Genomic DNA, 19,001 nt, shown 5'->3' on the forward strand with positions numbered 1-19,001 from the left:
TTGCACCGATATTGCTCTACAATTCATTGTTCGAGAGAGCGATTTACGCTTTTGGTGATGCCACCGAAAGCGATCGCACTCTACGCATCCGGCCGCTGCCGTTCGACCTCGACGCCAGCGGATGCCGCATCGGCGAAGATATCGAGCTTTTCGACCCGGATGCGGGCGATCCTGACGCGGGCATCGGTGAGGCAGGCTTCGGCGATGCGTTCGGCCATGGTTTCGACCAGGCGGATATGGCCAGACCCGGCGATCGCCCGCACCGAGGTGACGATCTTCTCGTAGTTCACCACCCGGGCAAGTTCGTCGGCACCGACCATCTGCCCAGCCAGGGCGGTGTCGTCGATGACCGCGAGATCGACGTTGATACGAACCCGCTGGCGGTCCTGGTGCTCGTGCGGGTAGATGCCGACGCTGGCGAAAACCACCATGTCGCGCACGAAAACATGGCGCAGGCCCGAACCTGACAGGTTGGTACCGGGCGGTTTCACTCCTGCGGACCGGTCGCGTTGGGCACTGCCGCCCATTGCAAATGCTGGCCGCCATCGAGGGCGATCATCTGGCCGGTCATCGCCGGAAGGCCGAGGATCGCGATGACCGCGCGGGCGACCTCGGCGGGATTAGTGCCATGGCCCAGTGGCACCGATCCGGCTTGATCGGCAAACTGGGCGTCGGTTTGCCTGGGGCTGGGAAGCGCCGGGCCGGGCCCGATCGCGTTGACCCGGATGCGCGGCGCCAGCGCCAGCGCCATGGTCTGGGTCAGCGCCCACAAACCGGCCTTGGATACCGTGTAGGAGACGAAATGCGGCGTCAGGGACCAGACGCGCTGATCGATCATGTTGACGATGACGCCCTCGGACTCAGGCGGCAGGGCGCGTGCGAACGCCTGGGTCAGCACGAACGGGGTGCGGAGGTTGGCCTCCATGTGGGCGTCCCAGGAGCCTCGGGACGCGTCGTTCCATTCGTCGCGATCGAAGCGGCTGGCGTTGTTGATCAGCACGCCGATCGGCCCAAGCTGTTCGGCGGCGCGCGACATCAGTTGTTGGGATTGCGGCTCGCGGGCCAGGTCAGCCTGCAGGATGACGGCTCGCCGCCTGAGGGCGCGCACTTCATTTTGGGTCTCGTCCGCCTTTTGCCGGCTGCTGTTGTAGTGGATGGCGACGTCGAAGCCGCGTCGCGCGAGTTCGAGCACGATGGCTCGTCCCAGCCGCTGAGCGCCTCCGGTGACGAGGGCGGTTTTCGGAATCCTGGCGGATATCTCGGTCATGCGACTGAGCGAAGAGGTTAGCCAAAAACCCGGTCGAAAATCCGATCGACCGATGCAAAATGAAGTGCCGGGTCCATCGCGGCGTCCAGGTCGGCCGGCCTGACCATTCGCGCCACGTCGGGATCGGCGGCAAGATTGGTGCGGAACGACTGGCCTTCCGGCGTTCCCAATTTGGTCCAGGTCGCCATCGCGCAGCCTTGCACGATCCGGTAGGCGTCTTCGCGCAGGATGCCGGCCCGGGTCAGCGCCAGCAGCACCTCGCCGGAATGCACCACGCCGCCCAGGCTTTCCAGGTTGGCGAGCATGCGTTGCGGATAGACCAGCAGCTTTTCCATCATCCCGGCCAGCCGGATCAGAGCGAAGTCCAGCGTCACCGTGGCATCCGGGCCGATCGCGCGTTCCACCGAGGAGTGGCTGATGTCGCGCTCGTGCCAGAGCGTCACGTTCTCCAGCGCCGGTACTACGGCCGAGCGAACCAAACGGGCCAGGCCGCACAGGTTCTCGCTGAGCACCGGATTGCGCTTGTGCGGCATCGCCGAGGAACCCTTTTGGCCGGGATGGAAGTACTCCTCGGCCTCTCGCACCTCGGAGCGTTGCAGGTGGCGCACTTCGGTGGCGAGCCGCTCGATGGCGCTGGCGACCAGGCCCAGGGTGCAGAAGAAGGCGGCATGGCGATCGCGCGGGATCACCTGGGTGGAGACCGGTTCGGGGCTCAGGCCCAGCTGAACCGCCACGTATTCCTCGACGCTGGGGTCGAGGTGGGCGAAAGTGCCGACGGCGCCGCTGATGGCAGCGACAGCGACTTCCTTGCGCGCCGCGACCAGGCGGTCGCGGTTGCGGGCAAACTCGGCGTAGTGGCCGGCCAGTTTCAGGCCGAAGGTGGTCGGTTCGGCGTGGATGCCGTGGCTGCGGCCGATGGTTTGGGTGTATTTGTGCTCCAACGCGCGGGTTTTCAGCGCGGCCAGCACGGCGTCGATGTCGGCCAGCAGGATGTCGGCCGCCTGGGTCAATTGCACCGACAGCGTGGTGTCGAGCACGTCGGAGCTGGTCATGCCCTGGTGGACGTAGCGCGATTCGGGGCCGACCGCCTCGGCCAGCCAGGTCAGGAAGGCGATGACGTCATGGCGGGTTTCGCGTTCGATCGCGTCGATCCGCTCGATATCGGCGGCGTTGATTGCGGCGAGCTTCGGGCCGCCCTTGTCGCGGATGGCGCGGGCGGCGTTGTGCGGAATGGCACCGATGCGGGCCATGCCTTCGGCGGCGAGCGCCTCGATCTCGAACCAGATGCGGTAGCGGTTCTCCGGCGCCCAGATCGCGGCCATTTCGGGTCTTGAATATCGCGGAACCATCGCTGCCCTGTCGATCCGCCCTGTCGATCTGGATGAATGGACGAGCTAAACCCCGGTTCAGCGGAAGGCAAGCATGGATTGGACGCAGGATCTGGTGGCTCAGGCGATTGCGCTGGGTCAGGTGGTGATGATCGACGTGGCGCTGGCCGGGGACAACGCGGTCGTCGTCGGCATGGCGGCGGCGGGGTTGCCTGCGCGGCAGCGGCGGCCGGCGATCCTGCTGGGGATCGGCGCCGCGACGGTGATCCGGATCGCGCTGGGGGCGGTGGCGCTGCGGCTGCTGGCGCTGATCGGGTTGTTGCTCGCAGGCGGCGTGCTGCTGCTTTGGGTATGCTGGAAGATGTTTCGCGAGTTGCATCGGCCGCACCGCGTTGCCGGCGACGTCGATGACAGCAAAACCTTGCGTCAGGCAATGGCGCAAATCGTTCTCGCCGACATTTCGATGAGCCTGGACAACGTGCTCGGCGTGGCTGGAGCGGCGCATGGTCGGTTGTGGGTGCTGGTCGTCGGACTGCTGATCTCGGTTGGGATGATGGGGTTGGCGGCCGGGCTGGTTGCCCGCCTGCTGCAGCGGCATCGTTGGGTCGCCTGGATCGGCCTGCTGATTGTGCTGTATGTCGCGCTGACGATGATCTGGCACGGTGGCCACGAGGTCGCGGGGGCGATCTGACGAAGGATCGCGGCGCAACCGGAGCGGATGGCATATGGATGGGGCCTTCCGACCGCGGCGCCCGAGGCATGCGCGGAACGGATTCGGCGGGCCACGATGTCCCGATCATGCGGCACGCTCGATGATGGTGGGATCGTCGTCGGCGTTGGTGACGCCGTTGGCATCGGCTCGGGTGCTGTTGAGCCGCTTTGAGACCGGCCATTGGCGCAAGGCTGCTTCGACCGCCGGCTGCAGGGCCTCGGGTCCGAGCGTGCCGTTCAGCCAGGCGTCGAAATCCGATTGCTTGAGCAGGACGGGCATCCGGTCGTGATACGGCTCCATCCATTCGCTGGCGCCGGAGACGATGATGGTGCAGGAGAGGATTTCCTCGGACGTGTCCGGCTGGCGCCAGCGCTCCCACAGGCCGGCGAAGGCAAGCAGGGGCGAGCCATCGGCGGCGCTGAACAGGTGCGGCTGCCGGTCGGCTTTGTCGCCTGTCCATTCGTAGAAGCCGCTAGCGGGAATGATGCATCGACGCTGCTTGAAGGCGTAGCGAAACATCGGCCGCTGATGCGCGCTTTCGGCGCGCGCGTTGAAGGTGGCGGGGAGGTCCTTCAACGGCTTCGTCCAGAAGAACGGTATCAGGCCCCAGCGCATCGAGACCAATTCGCGCTTTCCGTCCCGATCCTGGCGCACCACGTCGACCGGCGTGGTTGGTGCGATATTGTAGCGGGGGCGCAGGTTGCGCGCTGGTCCGAGCAGGCTGAGGAAGGCGTGAACCTGCTGCCAGGTGTAATGCTGAGTGAACCGGCCGCACATGATTGCCTCCCGATCCGGCGCTGGAGGCGCGGGCATGGGTTGGGTAACAGACTACCGAAACTGCGGGGCGAATTGCAGGCCGCCTTTGGTCCACGCCGCGTTGCGGCCGCGGTCCAGACCCAGCGGGGTGATGTCGTGCTTCCACAGCTCACCGTCATTGCCGACCTGGCGGACGATCCGAGCGGCCCAGGCGTCATCCAGGGTGGCCGCCGCGACCGCTCGGCAGTAATCGGCATCGATCCCGCGCCTGACGCCGCCGCTGTCGATCATCGAGAACCCGGGGATTTCCCGGCCGGTGCCGCACAGCAACGCGCCGCGGGCGCGGATCGCTTGCAGCGCCGGCGAACCGCTGGATAATGCGCCACCGCCCTGGGCGAACTCGTTGGTCGCGGTTGCCAGCACGATGCCGCAGAGCCAGACGCAGGCCCAAGCGCCACGGAAGGAGCGAGCCGCTAACAAGCTTCGGGCGGGGCGCAAGTTTCGGGCGCGGTGGAAAGCTGACCGAAGCATGGATATTTCCCCCGTTCCATGTTCACCGGCATAGTGATTGCCCGTTGGCGCGACCGCAACGGATGGCAGGCTTGGCGATCGCAGGCTTGGGACGGGGATATCTTGCATGGTGCCGGAACTGATCGACGTGGAAACCGATACCACGCTTCCGCCGCGCGCCGACGTGGTGATCATCGGCGGCGGCATCGCCGGCGTCAGCACGCTACTGGCGCTGGCGGAACAAGGCGTATCGGCGGTGCTGCTGGAAAAGGGCCGGCTGGCCGGCGAACAATCCTCCCGCAACTGGGGGTTCTGCCGGACCCAGGGGCGCGCCCAGGCCGAGGTGCCGCTGGCGCTGGAAAGCCTGCGGCTGTGGGACCGCATGGACCGCCTCGTGGGCGACGAGGTCGGCTTCCAGCGCGCCGGGGCGTGCTACCTTTGCGATACAAAAGCCGAGGTTGCCGGCTATGAGGCCTGGCTGGACCAGGCGCGGCAGTGGCAGGTGCAAAGCCGCATCCTTTCGGCCGATGAGGTCGATGCCACGCTGCCCGGATCGAGCCGGCGCTGGGCCGGCGCGCTGTATACTCCGAACGATGGCCGAGCGGAGCCGCAACGCGCGGTGCCGCTGATGGCGCAGGCGGCTCGGCGGCTGGGGGCGACGATCCTCACCCAGCGCGCGGCGCGTGGCATCGAGACCAAGGCCGGACGGATCAGCGGCATCGTCACCGAACGCGGCGCCATCGGGTGCGATGCGGCGGTGCTGGCGGGCGGGGCATGGTCGCGGCTGTTCTGCGGCAACATGGGGGTGGATTTTCCGCAGTTGAAAGTGCTCGGGTCGGTGATGCGGACGCAGCCATTGGATGGGCCGCCGGAGATGGCCGTGGCCGGCCCGGACTTCGCGTTTCGCAAACGCCGGGACGGCGGCTACACGGTGGCTCGGCGCAACGCCAATGAGGCTCACCTGGTGCCCGACAGTTTCCGGCTGCTGCCGCGGTTTCTGCCGACCTTGCTCGGCTCCAGACGTGAATACCGTATCCGTCTGTTTGGGCGCTTCCAGGAGGAAAGGCGCATTCCGCGCCGCTGGGCACTGGACCAGGCCAGTCCGTTCGAGGCGATGCGGGTGCTGGACCCGGCCCCCAACCCGGCGATCGTGGAGGAGAGCAAAGCCAACCTGATCCGCGCCTTTCCGGCCTTCGCGCAAGCACGGATCGCGGCAAGCTGGGGCGGCCTGATCGATACCACTCCGGATGCCGTGCCGGTGATCGGGCCGGTGCGTGCGGTGCCGGGGTTCTACCTGATGAGCGGCTTTTCCGGGCACGGCTTCGGCATCGGGCCCGGCGCCGGGCGGCTGATGTCGGAACTGGTGATGGGTGCGACGCCGGTGGTTGACCCGACCGCTTTCCGCTTTGAACGCTTCGGGGGCGAGGCGCGGGCGGCGGCGTAGCCTGGGCTGGGCTCGTCCCACCCCTGAACAGCGCGCGCGACAATGCTTATGTTGCGGGCAAAGCCAGAGGAGGACCCGAACATGTTGAACCCAGTCTCGCCGCTGCCGTTGAAGGACCCGACGCTGTTTCGCCAAGCGAACTACCTGGACGGCAAATGGGTGGAGGCCGACAGTGGCCAGACCATTGTGGTGAAAAACCCCGCCAGCGGCGAAGCGGTCGGCGAGGTGCCCAACATGGGGGCCAGCGAAACCCGCCGCGCGATCGAGGCGGCGAACAAGGCCTATCCCGGTTGGCGCGCCATGCTGGCGAAAGAGCGCGGAGCGATCCTGCGCAAGCTGTCCGACCTGATGCTGGCGAACGCTGACGATCTGGCGATGATCATGACCGCCGAACAGGGCAAGCCGCTGGGCGAGAGCAAGGGCGAGATCGTCTACGCCGCCAGCTTCATCGACTGGTTCGCCGACGAGGCCAAGCGGATCTACGGCGACACCATCCCGCAGAACGCCAAGGGCCGTCGCATCCTCGTGATGAAGGAGCCGATCGGTGTTTTTGCCGCGATCACGCCGTGGAATTTTCCGGCGGCGATGATCACCCGCAAGGCCGGGCCGGGCTGGGCGGCGGGCTGCACCGGGGTGATCCGGCCGGCGTCGCAAACGCCGTTCTCGGCGCTGGCGTTGGCGGTGCTGGCTGAGCGTGCGGGCATGCCGGCGGGCGTGTGCAACGTGCTGACCGGCGGATCGTCGGCGATGGGGGCTGAGCTGACGTCGAATCCGCTGGTGCGCAAGCTGTCGTTTACCGGGTCCACCGAGGTCGGCGCCAAGCTGCTGGCGCAGTGCGCGCCGACGATCAAGAAGACCAGCATGGAACTGGGCGGCAATGCTCCGTTCATCGTGTTCGACGATGCCGATCTGGATGCCGCCGTGGTAGGTGCGATGGGCAGCAAGTTCCGTAACACGGGTCAGACCTGCGTCTGTGCCAACCGCATCCTGGTGCAGGACGGCGTTTATGACGCGTTCTCGGCCAAGCTGAAGACCGCGGTGGAGGCGATGAAGGTTGGCAACGGCATGGAGTCCGGTGTCAGCCAGGGACCGCTGATCAACTCCGACGCGGTGAGGAAGGTGGAGGAGCATGTCGCCAACGCGCTGTCGCTGGGGGCGTCGGTGGTGACCGGCGGCAAGAAACATCGGCTCGGCGGCAATTTCTACGAGCCGACGGTGCTGGCGAACGTGCCGCATGAGGCGATGATCTTCCGCGAGGAAACGTTCGGGCCGGTGGCACCGTTGTTCCGCTTCAAAACCGAAGAGGAAGCGATCCGGTTGGCCAACGATACCGAATTTGGACTGGCGGCGTATTTCTATGCGCGCGACGTCGGGCGGGTTTTCCGAGTTGGCGAGGCGCTGGAATACGGGATCATCGGGATCAACGAGGGGATTATCTCGACCGCCGAGGCGCCGTTCGGCGGGATGAAGTCGTCCGGGCTGGGGCGCGAAGGGTCGAAGTACGGGATCGAGGATTACTTGGAGATCAAGTATCTGGCGATCGGCGGGATCGGGAGCTGATCACCCCATCGAACCAAGCTGACGAAGTGGATCCCGGCCAGGGTCGGTCTCGGCCCTGGCTTGGGGGCTTAGCCACCGCTTGACGCTTGGCGCCGGCGCCTTCCACTATCGCTGTCAACCGATCGCCCATCCTACGGCCCCGACCGGCTACGAAAGAAGGCAGATCATGGTTGAACGAGCCCCGTTTCTGAACAGCGCGTACAGTGCCTACCACCATCGCGGGATGCCGGCGGACGAGCAGGAGATGACCCGAATCGGGCCGGACACGCCGTGCGGCGAATACCTGCGGCGGTTCTGGCAGCCGGTGATCCTGGGCAGCGAGCTGGGCGATTTGCCCCGCCGGTTGCGCATCCTGGGCGAGGACCTGGTGGCTTTCCGCGACAAGAGCGGTGCTGTTGGCCTGGTGGAGCCGTTTTGTCCGCATCGCGGCACGTCGCTTGAATTCGGACTGGTTGCCGAGCGGGGCATACGCTGCTGCTACCACGGCTGGCTGTTCGACGTTGACGGCAGGATCCTGGAAACGCCGGGTGAGCCGGCCGACAGCACGCTGAAGGACCGGCTGTGCCACGGTGCCTATCCGGTTCACGAGCACGCCGGCCTCGTGTTCGCCTACATGGGACCGCCGGAAAAGAAACCGGCTTTTCCGATCTTCGATACCTATGACCTGCCCGGCTACCAACTGGTTGCCCGCGCGCCGACGTTGTGGGACTGCAATTGGTTGCAGGTGAAAGAAAACAGCATGGATCCGGCGCATGTCGCGTTCCTGCACACGCTGCCGGGCAGCGAGGGTTTCAGCGACGATTTTCAGGAGCTGGCCGAGTGGGACTGGATGGAGACTCCGGTCGGCATGGTCTACATCGACACCCGACGGTATGAGGACAAGGTCTGGGTGCGCGTCGCCGATTTCATCATGCCGAACATTCACCAGTTCCCGCCCAACCAGGATCCGGTCGCGCTGCGCAACACGCTCAATCGGCCGCAGGCGACCACGTGGGCGGTGCCGCTCGACGATACGCACACGATGCAAATTGGCTATTACCGCGCGCCGATCGGCAAGGACCCGCAGCGCGGCACGGTTTTCGGCCAGGACGGCAACCGCCCGTATGAGGAGCGGCAGCGCGTTCCCGGCGACTGGGACGCCCAGGTCAGCATTCACGACGGGATGGCTCGGCATGGGCTGGAGCATCTGGCCTCCACCGACCGCGGCCTGATCATGATGCGCAACATGCTGCGGCGAGGGATCCGTGCGGTGGGCGCCGGCGAGGACCTGGATTACCCCATCCTGAAGAACGGCGCGGCGCTGCCGACTTACAGCCACGACCGGGTCATTCCCGGCATAGCGGCCGCCGGCACGAAGTCGGCGGACCGGCAATTGTTGCGCGAGGTCGCACGAAACGTGGTCGCGGAGGCGGTGAAGAGCGGCTTGGCGTAGAGGTCGTTGCCAGGCACGTTGGGCCAGGCGGTGGGTGATGGTGCTTGCGTGGGGTAAGCGGGCGGTAGCCCCGGCCGCACTTGTCGCGGGCGTCGGCTGCCTTCCCCGACCACCCAACGAAGCCGGGTTTATTCCGGCGCGATAATCAGTCGGAGTACAGCAGTTGCGCGTCCGGCGGATCCCCCTGGCGCGACCGCGGGTGCGGCCCTAAGCTAGGCCTACGAGCCCGGTAACAAGGGTCGCCAACAGGGAGGATCAGGTCATGCTGCAAAGACGCGCACTGCTAACCACGGCTGTCGCCGCGGGGCTCGCCCCCGCCATCGTGCGTGCCGCGGAAACTCCCGGCGTGACCGCGAGCGAAATCCGTCTCGGCAACACCATGCCCTATAGCGGCCCGGCTTCGGCCTATGGGACGATCGGCAAAGCGATGGCGGCCATGTTCCGAATGGCGAATGACGATGGCGGTTTTGCCGGGCACAAGGTGAAGTTCATCTCGTACGACGACGGATACAGCCCGCCGAAGACGGTCGAGCAAACCCGCCGGCTGATCGAGGAGGATCAAGTCGCTGCCCTGTTTGCCCCGCTGGGCACGCCGACGAACTCGGCGACGGTGCGCTACGTCAATCAAAAGAAGGTGCCGGACCTGTTCCTGTCCACCGGGGCGGACAAGTGGGGCGATTACAAACTGCACCCTTGGACCATTGGCTGGCAGCCGAGCTATGTGACCGAGTCACAGGTCTATGCGAAGTATATCCTGGCGCATAAGCCAGACGCCAAGATCGGGATCCTTTATCAGAACGACGATTTCGGGAAAGACTACCTGATCGGCACTCGCGACGTCCTGAAAGACCGTTACGATCATCAGGTGACCAGCGTATCCTATGAAGTCACGGATGCAACGATCGACAGCCAGCTTGTCAGCCTGCAGGCGGCCGGCGTCGATGTGCTGATGACGGTGGCGTCGCCCAAGTTCGCCGCGCAGTCGATCCGCAAGGTGGCGGCAATGAACTGGAAGCCGCTGCATGTGCTGACCGGGGTTTCCGTGTCGGTCGGCGCGGTGATGATTCCGGCGGGTCCCGAAAACGGCGTTGGCATCATCAGTTCGGCGTATCTGAAGGACCCGACGGATCCGCGCTGGAGCGACGACGCCGGGATGAAGACGTGGCGGACGTTCATGGCGAAATACTATCCGGACGGCGATTTGAAGGACGGCGGCAATGTCGCCGGCTTTGGTCTAACGCACACCATGCTGACGGTGCTGAAGCAGTGCGGCGGCGATTTCTCGCGCGCCAACCTGATGAAACAGGCGACCAACCTGCATGACCTGGAAAACCCGGTGCTGCTGCCAGGCATCAAGATCAACACCAGTCCGACCAATTACCGGCCGATCCGCCAGTTGCAGTTGATGCGCTGGACAGGCAAGACGTGGAACTTGTTCGGCGACGTGTTACAGGGTGCGAACGCCTGACGCGCGTATCTACTCCGCTGCGGCCGCCTGGCGTAATTCGAGGCGGCGTAGCGCGCGATCGATCCATTGCGCGGTCAGTTTCTCCTGCGTGCCGTTCTGTGCCAGGCGGTCGTGCAGGGCCGGGAAATCCACCCGGTCCAGCGCCTGGTCCTGGTTGAAGCAGGAGAACACCACGGTCCGCTCGCCGGTTTGGGGATCGACCTGCGGCTGCAGGCACTGGGCGCAGACCTCCTTCATCATGCACTGCATCGGGGAGTTGATCGACCCGATCGCGCCGTGTCCCGGCTTCAGATAGGGCGCCAGCGTGCCATGCCGAGCCGCGCCGACCGCCTGCATCATACGGTCGGAGCCAATGACGATCATATGCTGGGCCTCGATCAGCGGCACCGCCCGCGGCCCCAGCGCGCCCGATCCGTAGGCCGCCATCGCCTGCACGATGTTGCCTACGAAACTGCGATCCTGCGGCCGAGCGGGATTGGGGGCGAATCCTGGGGCTTCGTCGCAGCACCAGATGATGACGTCGGCGGCGCGCTCGATCTCGGCCACCTTGTAGCGATCCCGCATGGCCTTGTAGCCGGCGAAGTAGATCACCTTCGACCCCGCTGCCCGGGTCGCCGCGCCGATCGAGAACAGCACCGCGTTGCCCAGGCCTCCGCCGACCAGGGCGATGGTGGTGTTGGGGTGGATTTCGGTCGGCGTGCCGGTCGGGCCCATCAGCACCACCGGCTCACCTGGGCGCAGCATGGCGCAGAGGTCGGAGCTTCCGCCCATCTCGAGGGCGATGATGCTGACCAGTCCGGCGTCGGGGTCGGTCCAGGCGCCGGTCATAGCTAGGCCTTCCATGTTCAGCACGGTGCGGCCGATGCCGGGTTCGTCGTCGGCTGCTGCCAGTACCTCGAAGTTCTGCAGCCGGTAGAACTGGCCGGGGCGGAAGGCGCGGGCCGCGGCGGGGGCGCGGATCACCACCTCGATGATGGTGGGGGTCAGGCGGTGCACCGCATGCACCTTGGCGGTCAGGCTGTCGCGGGCGGCAGCGATCAGGTCGCGGCCGGCGACGGTGCTGGCCGGCTGTGCCGCCAGCGCGCGGGACACTACCGGGTAGCCGCGCTTGGCGCCGCCCATGGCTTTCACCACGTTGCCGAAGAAGCTGGGATGCAGGTCGCCGAAGAAGCTGACGAAGCGGCCGTTCTCGGCGCGGTGCATCAACACCCGCGCCTCTTCCGGCTTGGCGAGGCCGCGGATCGGCTCGACCTTGGCGCCGTTCTCATCAACCGCCTGGAAGTAGCGGCCGTCGAGCTGGATGCGATGGTCCTCGCGGGCCAGCACGGTGTTCGGCTGGGTGCCGGCGGCGACCAGGATGGCGCGGGCCGGCAGGGCTGCCTCGGTGCCGTCGGCGCGCTTGACACGCAGCGCGGCGGCGTGGCCGTGGGCGTCGGTTTCCACCGCGACCGGGCTGAGGCCCTCGGCGAAGCGCACGGCTTCCTCCATCGCCTTGGCCACTTCCTCGTGGTTCAGCGTGTAGGACGGGCTGTCCACCAAGCGGCGGCGATAGGCGATGGTGGCGCCGCCCCAACTGTCCAGCAATGCCGCCAGCGCCGGTGGCCGGCCTTGCGCCGCCGCGGCGCTGCGCTCTGCCTCGATCGCCGCGGCATGGGCGAGAAATTCGTTGGCGATCTCGGCCTGTTCCGGGGTCCACGGCAGGCGGACCTTCATCTCGCCGTTTTCCGCCACCAGCGTTCGGTAGCGCAGCGCGAATTTCTCCACTTGGCGAACGTAGTAGGCCAGGCTCTCGGTCGCGGTGTCGATCGCGGTCAGGCCGCCGCCGATCACCACCACCGGCAAGCGGAGCTGCAAGTTGGCGACCGAGGATTGTTTGGCTGCTCCGGTCAGTTGCAGCGCCATCAGGAAGTCGGAGGCCTGGCGCACGCCGCGGGCGAGGCCGTTCGGGATGTCGAGCACCGTGGGTTTGCCGGCGCCCATGCACAGCGCGATGTGGTCGAAGCCCATCGCCCAGGCATCGTCCATCGACAGGGTCGCGCCGCCGCCGAAGCGCACCCCGCCGAAATGGGCAAATCTTTCGGCGCGCCGTTCCAGTAGCAGACGGACGATTTTCAGATAATTCTTGTTCCACCGCACGGTGATGCCGTACTCGGCGACCCCGCCGAACCCGGCCATGACCCGGTCGTCCAGATTTTCGAACAACGTCTCCACGTCACGCACAGGGGCGGCGGCGTCGATCCCCAGCGGCTCGATCTTCAGACCGTCGATGGCGACGATGGTGTGGCCGTCGTTCATCAGGTGATGCGCCAGGGTAAACCCGGCCGGACCCAGGCCGACAATCAGGACCTTGCGGCCGCTATCGGGCCTGGGCAGCGGGCGGCGGATGTCGAGCGGGTTCCAGCGGGTCAGCAGCGCGTAGATCTCGAACCCCCAGGGCAGCTTCAGAACGTCCTTCAGGATCGAGGTTTCGGCCTGCGGGATATCGACCGCCTCCTGCTTCTGGTAGATGCAGGCCTTCATGCAATCGTTGCAGATGCGGTGGCCGGTCGCCGCCATCATCGGGTTGTCGATGGCGATGGTGGCGAACGCGCCTAAAACGTGCCCGGCGGCCCGCAGCGTGTGCATTTCGCTGATTTTTTCGTCCAGCGGGCAGCCGGCCAGGGTAACCCCGAACACCGACTTCTGGAATCCGCCGGTCTTGCGGTCCTTCAGGCCCTGGCTGCAGGAGTCCTTGCCCTGGGTGTGACACCAGATGCAGTAGTTCATCTGATCCAGCGCCTGTTGGGTGTTCATCCCGTGATCGGTCAGCGCGAAGCCTTCGCGGTGCCGCCAGTCATGTTCCGGCAGCCGCAGCATGGTGACGCCATCGCGCTCGATCGTTTCGACCGGCACCAGATGTTGGGGATCGACCCTGGCAGGCACCCGGAACAGCGTGCCACCGCGGTGGAACGCCTGCCCGTCTGGGGTCAGCGTTGCCCATGCGGCATAGCGCAGCGCCACGTCCAGAGCCTCGGGGTCGGCTTCCCAGGCCTGGACCTGGGTGGCAAAGCCGCGCTCGGTCAACGCGGTGCCCATCCGCGCCTGCAGCACGGCGCGCAACGCCGGACCGTCGAAGCCGGACGGGTCGGGATACTTCTTCACCGCCTGGCGCTGCACAAACAGCCGCTTGCAGGCGTGGATCGGATCCAGCGCCAGGGTCTGTTGCGTCAGAGCGGCGGTTTCCGCCTCGATCCCGAACAGCGCCGCGACGAATCCATCCAGATGCGGCCCGAGAGCGACCACCAGGTCGGACTCATCGCGGTTGCTTACCGCCTGGGGGGTCGCTCGGGCCGCCAGCAAACGCTGGTGCAGCGCCGCGTCCTGCGTCGCCAGGCTGTCCAGGAACCGCCGGTCCAGCCGGATCAGCCCATCGCGGGCCGCCAGATCGAAGAAGGTGAAGCCGAGGCGCGGAACGTCAGAAACAGTCACGGGAGCAGACCACTTTCCAGCAATCGCTGCGGATGCCACAGCCGTCCAGGTCAGGCAACCTTGATGTCCGCAACGCTGGGGTATGGTTAATGTCGGGCGCGGCCAGCGCGTGGCACGGCGGATAACCAGGCGCGGACAACCAGGCAGGGCGGACGGCTGACCAGGCAACCGCGGTCGAGGCGGGGCGCGGGGCAAGCATCCTGTCGGTCCCCGCTATGTCGGGACGCCTTTGCTGGTGGAATATTCGAAGTGCAGTGCCCGATCCGGGTGGACGATCGGGAAGATAGCGTGCGCCGCGACGGCGGCCTCACTGAAGCCTTGCAGGATCAGCTTCAGCTTGCCCGGATAACTTGCCACGTCGCCGATGGCGAACACGCCGGGCTGGCTGGTCTGGCAGGTCGCGGGGTCGACGCTCACATGGTGCTGCTCGCTTTGCAGCCCCCAGGCGGCGATCGGCCCGAGATCCATCGACAGTCCGAAGAACGGCAGCAGCACATCGGCCGGCAGCGAGCGGACGGCGCCATCCAGAGTCGCGACCTCCACCGCCGACAGCGTGCCATCGGTTCCGGCCAAGCCGCGCAACTGATACGGGATCACCAATTCGATCTCATTGTTTCGCGCCGCCGCGTCCAGTCGCGCGGCGCTTTCTGGCGCTGCGCGAAATTTTGGCCGGCGATGCACGACCGCGACGCGGGCGATATCCTTCAGCGCCAGTGCCCAGTCGACCGCGGAGTCGCCGCCTCCTGCAATGACGACGCGTCTGCCCCGCAGATCCTCGCGGCGGCGGACGTAATATTGCACCGAGCCCGAAGCCTCGTAGGCGGCGAGGCCGTCCAGCGGTGGCCGATTGGGGCCGAACGCGCCGGCGCCGGCGGCGACGATCACCGCCTTGGCGCGCACGCGGTCGCCCTGGTCGGTGGTCAAGCTGAAGCCGCCGCTTTCGCCGCGAAGGCCGTTGACCTGGCGTCCAAGCAGACGGGGCGCGGCGAACGGCGCGATCTGCTGTTCGAGCTGGGTGATCAGGGCGCCTGCCTCGATCGAGGGTTGCGCCGGAATGTCGTAGATCGGCTTTTCCGGATACAGCGCGGTGCATTGGCCGCCGACCTCGGCGAGAGAGTCGATCAATACGCTGGTCAGCTTCAGCATGCCCAATTCGAAAACCGCGAACAGCCCGACCGGGCCGGCGCCGACGATCGCCACGTCGGTCTCGATATTCTGTGTCATGCGCGCCCTATACGTCGCTTATTCGTCAGCACAAGCCGCATAACAGCTAGGTGACCTCGGGTCGTATCCGCCCGTCGAAGGTCCACTTCTTCAACAAGCACACATTTGTCGGCAGGAAACCCACCATGGCGTGGTTCGCTCGTGGCTAACAACACTGTTGTCGCGATTCCCGCGCGCGATGAGGCGGAGCGTATCGAATCCTGTCTGATTGCCTTGGACAAGCAGATCTTGCGTCCCGACCTGGTTGTGCTTTTGCTGAACAACTGCTCCGACGCCACCGAACCGATTGCCTGGGCGATGGCGCCCAATCTCCACTTTGATCTGCAAATCATCAGCCGTGACCTGCCGCTGGCCGAAGCCAATGCCGGCCATGCGCGCCGTCTGGTGATGGCGGCAGCGGCGGTGCGGGCGGGATCCGATGGCGTGCTGCTGACCACCGACGCCGATGCCACGGTACCTGTTGATTGGGTGTCGCGCGCGGTCGGCGGGCTGGCTGAGGGCGCGGACGTGGTTTGCGGCCGCGCGGTGATCGATCCGCTTGAGGCGACCCTGATCCCGGCTCATTTACACCAGGACGATGCCTTGGAGTGCCGGTTGATCGCGCTGCTGGATGATCTGGCCTGGATGCTGGATCCCGAACCGCACGATCCGCCGCCTCGCCATACCGAGGCTTCCGGAGCAAGCTTGGCGGTCGGCGTCGCGGCCTTCCACCGGGTCGGCGGCATTCCGCCAATCGCCGCGGGAGAAGACCGCGCGTTCGTTCGGGCGTTGTGGATGATGGATGCACGCTTGCGGCACGATCCGGCGATCCAGGTTACGGTCTCCGGCCGCGTGGTCGGTCGTGCCGAAGGCGGCATGGCGGATGCGATCCGGCGTCGGATGGTGCGGCAGGACGAATTCACCGACGACCAGGTCGAGCCGGCCGGCGATGCGTTCCGTCGCTATCGCCTGCGCCGGCGGGTGCGGCGGGCCTGGGCCCGAACGGGGGATGCCCGAACGGGGGATGCCCGAACGGGGGATGCCCGAACGGGGGATGCCCGAACGGTGGATGCCCGTGCGACGGATCGCGGGGTGAAGGACGATGCGCTGGCTGGCGATATGGCGCTGTCGCCCCGAAGCCTCTTGGACGCTCTGGCCATGGGCCGTTTCGGCGCAGCCTGGGCGCGATTGGAGGCCGTCAGTCCGCTGCTGCGGCGCCGGCGGGTTCGCTTCGGTGACCTGGGGATCGAGATCACCGCGGCCGAGGCGCTGCTCAAATCGCTGCTGCCGCCCGAATTGCTGGCGGCGGATTAGCCATGTCAGCTTTGTTGACCGCGGTAGGCGACCTTGTTCCCTGGATGCAGAGCCGCGCCGATGCGCTGGATCGGGACGCGTTGTTTCCAGCCGAGGAGATCGACAAGTTGCGCGCCGCGGGCGCGTTGTCGCCACGGCTGCCCGTGCTGGATCGCGAGGGGCTGGATCGCGAGGGGCTGGATCGCGAGGAGCTAGATCGCGAGGAGCTAGATCGCGACAGGTTGGATCGCGGCAGGCTCGGCCCCGAGGGGCTCAGCTCCAACCGAACGGACGAACTTGCCTGCCTGCTTGGACAGCTCGGACGCGGCAATCTTTCGGTCGGGCGGATACTGGAGGCGCATGTCAACGCTTTGCACCTGATGGCCCGCTACGGCGTGCAGCCGGAGCCGGAACGGCTGCATGCGTTGTGGGTCACCGATCCGCCAACCGACGGATTGCGCATGCGCAGGGCTGGCGCGCGGGTCCTGCTGACCGGGGGCAAGCAATTCTGCTCTGCCGCCGGCCATGCCACCGCCGCCTTGGTCACCGCCCGCGACGCTGACGGCGACACGCGGATGCTGACGCTTCCCTTGGGCATTGGCGAGACCGTGACGCCGCTGCCGTCTCCGCTGCAAGGCATGCGTGCGGCGGTCACCGGTTCGGTGGACTTCACCGGCTGCGAAGTGTCGGCCGATCGCCTGCTCGGACGCGCCGGCGACTACATGCGAGAGCCGGATTTTTCCGCCGGTGCCTGGCGCGGATCGGCGGTGGCACTGGGCGGGCTGATCGCCCTGATCGACCATGCGGCGGACCAGTTACGGCAATCCGGCCGGCTCGACAATTCGCACGTGCAGGCCAGGCTTGGCAGGGCTATTATCGCGCGCGAGACCAGTCGCCTATGGGTCAGTTCGGCGGCTCGGGTCGCCGAGGACGAGAGCGCCGAAACCGGCCATCGCGTGGCAACCGTCGGCCTGGCGCGGATCGCCGTGGAGACCGCCTGTTTGGAGGCAATGCGGCTGGTGCAGCGCTCGGTCGGATTGTCGGCGTTTCGCCAAGGTAACCCGATCGAACTGATCTGCCGCGACCTGTCCACCTACCTGCGCCAGCCAGCGCCCGACGAGGTGCTGACCGAGGCGGCAATCTGGTTCGCCGATCTTACGGACCATCGGCTTTGAGCACGGCCGGGGAGTGTCAGAGCGCGTGGCGGGGACTGAAGCTGGGCAGCCTCGACGATGTGATCGGCAGCGGCACGTGCCTGATCCTGGCGCCACATCCGGACGATGAGAGCCTTGGCTGCGGCGGCCTGATCGCGATGTGCGCCGCCGCCGGCCGGATGCCCCTGGTCGTTGTCCTGACCGACGGCGCCGGCTCGCACCCCAATTCGCGTGACTTTCCCCCGGACCGGCTGCGCGCGCTGCGGGCGCGGGAAGTGCTTGAGGCAACGGCCTGCCTCGGGCTGGCGCCGGACCGGCTAGTTCTGCTGCGACAGCCGGACACCGCCGCGCCACATGACGGTCCGGGATTTGCCGCCGTGGTGGCCCGGTTGGTCGGATTGATCCGCCGCGAGCCGACTTTCACGGCGATCCTGGCGCCGTGGCGGCACGACCCGCATTGCGATCACACGGCGGCGTCACTGATCGCCGCAGCCGTGGCGGAATGCAGCGGGATCAAGCACCTGGCCTTTCCGGTCTGGGGCTGGACCCTGCCGCCCGAGACCCCGATCCCGGGTGCGCCAGCCGTCGGCTGCCGTCTGGATATCAGCCTGTTCCTGGGCGCCAAACGGGCGGCCCTCAAGGCGCATCGGTCGCAATATGGCGGCCTGATCACCGATGATCCGGCTGGATTCCAGCTGCCGCACACGCTGCTGTCGGTGTTCGACACCGCGTTCGAGACATTTATTCGGCCATGACGGGGTCACGTCCCGCCAGCCACTTTCAACGGTTGTACCAGGCGAACCCGGACCCGTGGGGGTTCAACACCAGCCGCTACGAACGGGCGAAATACCGGCAAACACTGGACGCTCTGGGCGATCGCCGCTTCAGTGCGGGATTGGAGGTCGGCTGCTCGATCGGGATCCTGACCCGGATGCTGGCGCCGCAATGCGACAGCCTGCTGGGGATCGATATCGTGGAGGACCCGCTGTCCGCTGCCCGGTCGCGTTGCGCCGACCAGCCCCAGGTGCGCTTCGAACAGATGCAGGTGCCGGGGCAATGGCCGGGGGGGCGGTTCGACCTGATCGTGTTCTCCGAGGTATTGTATTTCCTGTCGGCCGCCGACATCGCGACCTGCGCGAGGCACGTATTGCATTGTCTGATGCCCGGCGGCGCCGTCGTGCTGGTCAACTGGCTCGGTCAAACCGACGATCCGAGTCCGAGCGATGCCGCGCCTGATCGTTTCGTCGAACAGACGAAAACGGCGCTCCGCGTCACCCGCCAGGAGCGGCATCGGCGCTACAGGTTGGACCTGTTGGGTTCCGCAGAGGCGGCCCCTGGTTGATCCCCGCCGGGGTCGGATGAGCGCCCTGCCCCGCCGTCAGTCCCCGACCCGGGGACTGGCTGCA

16 protein-coding genes are annotated in these 19,001 nt (G+C 66.6%); 9 read left to right on the forward strand and 7 right to left on the reverse strand.

The window, feature by feature from the left end; all coding sequences use genetic code 11:
* Positions 1 to 80: 80 nt before the first annotated feature.
* The 3 genes from ACQY4Y_RS26120 to purB are packed head-to-tail and all read right to left on the reverse strand — an operon-like array spanning position 81 to position 2,616.
* Complete coding sequence (locus ACQY4Y_RS26120) at positions 81 to 491, reverse strand: dihydroneopterin aldolase (protein WP_428493476.1); 411 nt, start codon at positions 489 to 491, stop codon at positions 81 to 83.
* The gene (locus ACQY4Y_RS26125) at positions 488 to 1,267 is read right to left on the reverse strand and encodes an SDR family oxidoreductase (RefSeq protein ID WP_428493477.1); all 780 of its coding nucleotides are present in this window, start codon (positions 1,265 to 1,267) and stop codon (positions 488 to 490) included. Before ACQY4Y_RS26125 ends, ACQY4Y_RS26120 begins: the two co-directional genes overlap by 4 nt.
* 17 nt (positions 1,268 to 1,284) lie before the next feature.
* On the reverse strand, positions 1,285 to 2,616 hold the full coding sequence (purB, locus tag ACQY4Y_RS26130) for an adenylosuccinate lyase (RefSeq protein ID WP_428493478.1): 1,332 nt from the start codon (positions 2,614 to 2,616) through the stop codon (positions 1,285 to 1,287).
* Between the two features lie 73 nt (positions 2,617 to 2,689).
* Between purB and ACQY4Y_RS26135 the strand changes: the two genes are divergently transcribed.
* The gene (locus ACQY4Y_RS26135; RefSeq protein WP_428493479.1) at positions 2,690 to 3,286 is read left to right on the forward strand and encodes a YjbE family putative metal transport protein; all 597 of its coding nucleotides are present in this window, start codon (positions 2,690 to 2,692) and stop codon (positions 3,284 to 3,286) included.
* Between the two features lie 105 nt (positions 3,287 to 3,391).
* Here the strand turns inward: ACQY4Y_RS26135 and ACQY4Y_RS26140 are convergent, their stop codons facing one another.
* Both ACQY4Y_RS26140 and ACQY4Y_RS26145 read right to left on the reverse strand, forming a co-directional pair.
* Entirely contained in the window at positions 3,392 to 4,120 is a 729-nt protein-coding gene (locus tag ACQY4Y_RS26140) for an SOS response-associated peptidase (protein WP_428493480.1), read from the reverse strand.
* Between the two features lie 15 nt (positions 4,121 to 4,135).
* Entirely contained in the window at positions 4,136 to 4,594 is a 459-nt protein-coding gene (locus ACQY4Y_RS26145; protein ID WP_428493481.1) for a hypothetical protein, read from the reverse strand.
* 106 nt (positions 4,595 to 4,700) lie between these two features.
* Here ACQY4Y_RS26145 and ACQY4Y_RS26150 point away from each other — a divergent pair, with 106 nt between their 5' ends.
* The 4 genes from ACQY4Y_RS26150 (at position 4,701) to ACQY4Y_RS26165 (ending at position 10,477) form a co-directional block, all read left to right on the forward strand.
* The gene (locus ACQY4Y_RS26150; protein ID WP_428493482.1) at positions 4,701 to 6,017 is read left to right on the forward strand and encodes an NAD(P)/FAD-dependent oxidoreductase; all 1,317 of its coding nucleotides are present in this window, start codon (positions 4,701 to 4,703) and stop codon (positions 6,015 to 6,017) included.
* A gap of 81 nt (positions 6,018 to 6,098) precedes the next feature.
* Positions 6,099 to 7,577, forward strand: a complete 1,479-nt coding sequence (locus ACQY4Y_RS26155) for an NAD-dependent succinate-semialdehyde dehydrogenase (RefSeq protein WP_428493483.1) — start codon at positions 6,099 to 6,101, stop codon at positions 7,575 to 7,577.
* Between the two features lie 166 nt (positions 7,578 to 7,743).
* Entirely contained in the window at positions 7,744 to 9,009 is a 1,266-nt protein-coding gene (locus ACQY4Y_RS26160; protein ID WP_428493484.1) for a Rieske 2Fe-2S domain-containing protein, read from the forward strand.
* 262 nt (positions 9,010 to 9,271) lie between these two features.
* Positions 9,272 to 10,477 carry an ABC transporter substrate-binding protein gene (locus ACQY4Y_RS26165; RefSeq protein ID WP_428493485.1) on the forward strand — a complete coding sequence of 402 codons (1,206 nt, stop codon included), beginning with the start codon at positions 9,272 to 9,274 and terminating at the stop codon, positions 10,475 to 10,477.
* A 9-nt stretch (positions 10,478 to 10,486) separates the two neighbouring features.
* Here the strand turns inward: ACQY4Y_RS26165 and ACQY4Y_RS26170 are convergent, their stop codons facing one another.
* A complete protein-coding gene (locus ACQY4Y_RS26170) occupies positions 10,487 to 13,945 on the reverse strand; it encodes an FAD-dependent oxidoreductase (protein ID WP_428493486.1) in 3,459 nt (1,152 codons plus the stop codon).
* Positions 13,946 to 14,158: 213 nt separating this feature from the next.
* Positions 14,159 to 15,169, reverse strand: coding sequence for an NAD(P)/FAD-dependent oxidoreductase (locus ACQY4Y_RS26175; protein ID WP_428493487.1), 1,011 nt, complete (start codon positions 15,167 to 15,169; stop codon positions 14,159 to 14,161).
* 141 nt (positions 15,170 to 15,310) lie between these two features.
* On the opposite strand from ACQY4Y_RS26175, the gene ACQY4Y_RS26180 reads away from it, so the two are divergent.
* The 4 genes from ACQY4Y_RS26180 to ACQY4Y_RS26195 are packed head-to-tail and all read left to right on the forward strand — an operon-like array spanning position 15,311 to position 18,937.
* Positions 15,311 to 16,462 (forward strand): glycosyltransferase, encoded by a 1,152-nt coding sequence (locus tag ACQY4Y_RS26180; protein ID WP_428493488.1) that lies wholly within the window; start codon positions 15,311 to 15,313, stop codon positions 16,460 to 16,462.
* A 2-nt stretch (positions 16,463 to 16,464) separates the two neighbouring features.
* On the forward strand, positions 16,465 to 17,616 hold the full coding sequence (locus tag ACQY4Y_RS26185; RefSeq protein ID WP_428493489.1) for an acyl-CoA dehydrogenase: 1,152 nt from the start codon (positions 16,465 to 16,467) through the stop codon (positions 17,614 to 17,616).
* Positions 17,613 to 18,350 carry a PIG-L deacetylase family protein gene (locus tag ACQY4Y_RS26190; RefSeq protein WP_428493490.1) on the forward strand — a complete coding sequence of 246 codons (738 nt, stop codon included), beginning with the start codon at positions 17,613 to 17,615 and terminating at the stop codon, positions 18,348 to 18,350. The genes ACQY4Y_RS26185 and ACQY4Y_RS26190 overlap by 4 nt, the downstream gene beginning before the upstream one ends.
* Positions 18,347 to 18,937 (forward strand): class I SAM-dependent DNA methyltransferase, encoded by a 591-nt coding sequence (locus ACQY4Y_RS26195; protein WP_428493491.1) that lies wholly within the window; start codon positions 18,347 to 18,349, stop codon positions 18,935 to 18,937. The genes ACQY4Y_RS26190 and ACQY4Y_RS26195 overlap by 4 nt, the downstream gene beginning before the upstream one ends.
* Positions 18,938 to 19,001: the final 64 nt, after the last annotated feature.

This window comes from Rhodopila sp. (assembly GCF_965277165.1).
Classification (GTDB): domain Bacteria; phylum Pseudomonadota; class Alphaproteobacteria; order Acetobacterales; family Acetobacteraceae; genus Rhodopila.

Excerpts from the sequence above, each read along its gene's own strand:
- ACQY4Y_RS26125 (WP_428493477.1), bottom strand. The coding sequence starts at position 1,267 with ATGACCGAGATATCCGCCAGGATTCCGAAAACCGCCCTCGTCACCGGA.
- purB (WP_428493478.1), bottom strand. The coding sequence starts at position 2,616 with ATGGTTCCGCGATATTCAAGACCCGAAATGGCCGCGATCTGGGCGCCG.
- ACQY4Y_RS26135 (WP_428493479.1), top strand. The coding sequence starts at position 2,690 with ATGGATTGGACGCAGGATCTGGTGGCTCAGGCGATTGCGCTGGGTCAG.
- ACQY4Y_RS26140 (WP_428493480.1), bottom strand. The coding sequence starts at position 4,120 with ATGCCCGCGCCTCCAGCGCCGGATCGGGAGGCAATCATGTGCGGCCGG.
- ACQY4Y_RS26145 (WP_428493481.1), bottom strand. The coding sequence starts at position 4,594 with ATGCTTCGGTCAGCTTTCCACCGCGCCCGAAACTTGCGCCCCGCCCGA.
- ACQY4Y_RS26150 (WP_428493482.1), top strand. The coding sequence starts at position 4,701 with ATGGTGCCGGAACTGATCGACGTGGAAACCGATACCACGCTTCCGCCG.
- ACQY4Y_RS26155 (WP_428493483.1), top strand. The coding sequence starts at position 6,099 with ATGTTGAACCCAGTCTCGCCGCTGCCGTTGAAGGACCCGACGCTGTTT.
- ACQY4Y_RS26160 (WP_428493484.1), top strand. The coding sequence starts at position 7,744 with ATGGTTGAACGAGCCCCGTTTCTGAACAGCGCGTACAGTGCCTACCAC.
- ACQY4Y_RS26165 (WP_428493485.1), top strand. The coding sequence starts at position 9,272 with ATGCTGCAAAGACGCGCACTGCTAACCACGGCTGTCGCCGCGGGGCTC.
- ACQY4Y_RS26175 (WP_428493487.1), bottom strand. The coding sequence starts at position 15,169 with ATGACACAGAATATCGAGACCGACGTGGCGATCGTCGGCGCCGGCCCG.
- ACQY4Y_RS26185 (WP_428493489.1), top strand. The coding sequence starts at position 16,465 with ATGTCAGCTTTGTTGACCGCGGTAGGCGACCTTGTTCCCTGGATGCAG.
- ACQY4Y_RS26195 (WP_428493491.1), top strand. The coding sequence starts at position 18,347 with ATGACGGGGTCACGTCCCGCCAGCCACTTTCAACGGTTGTACCAGGCG.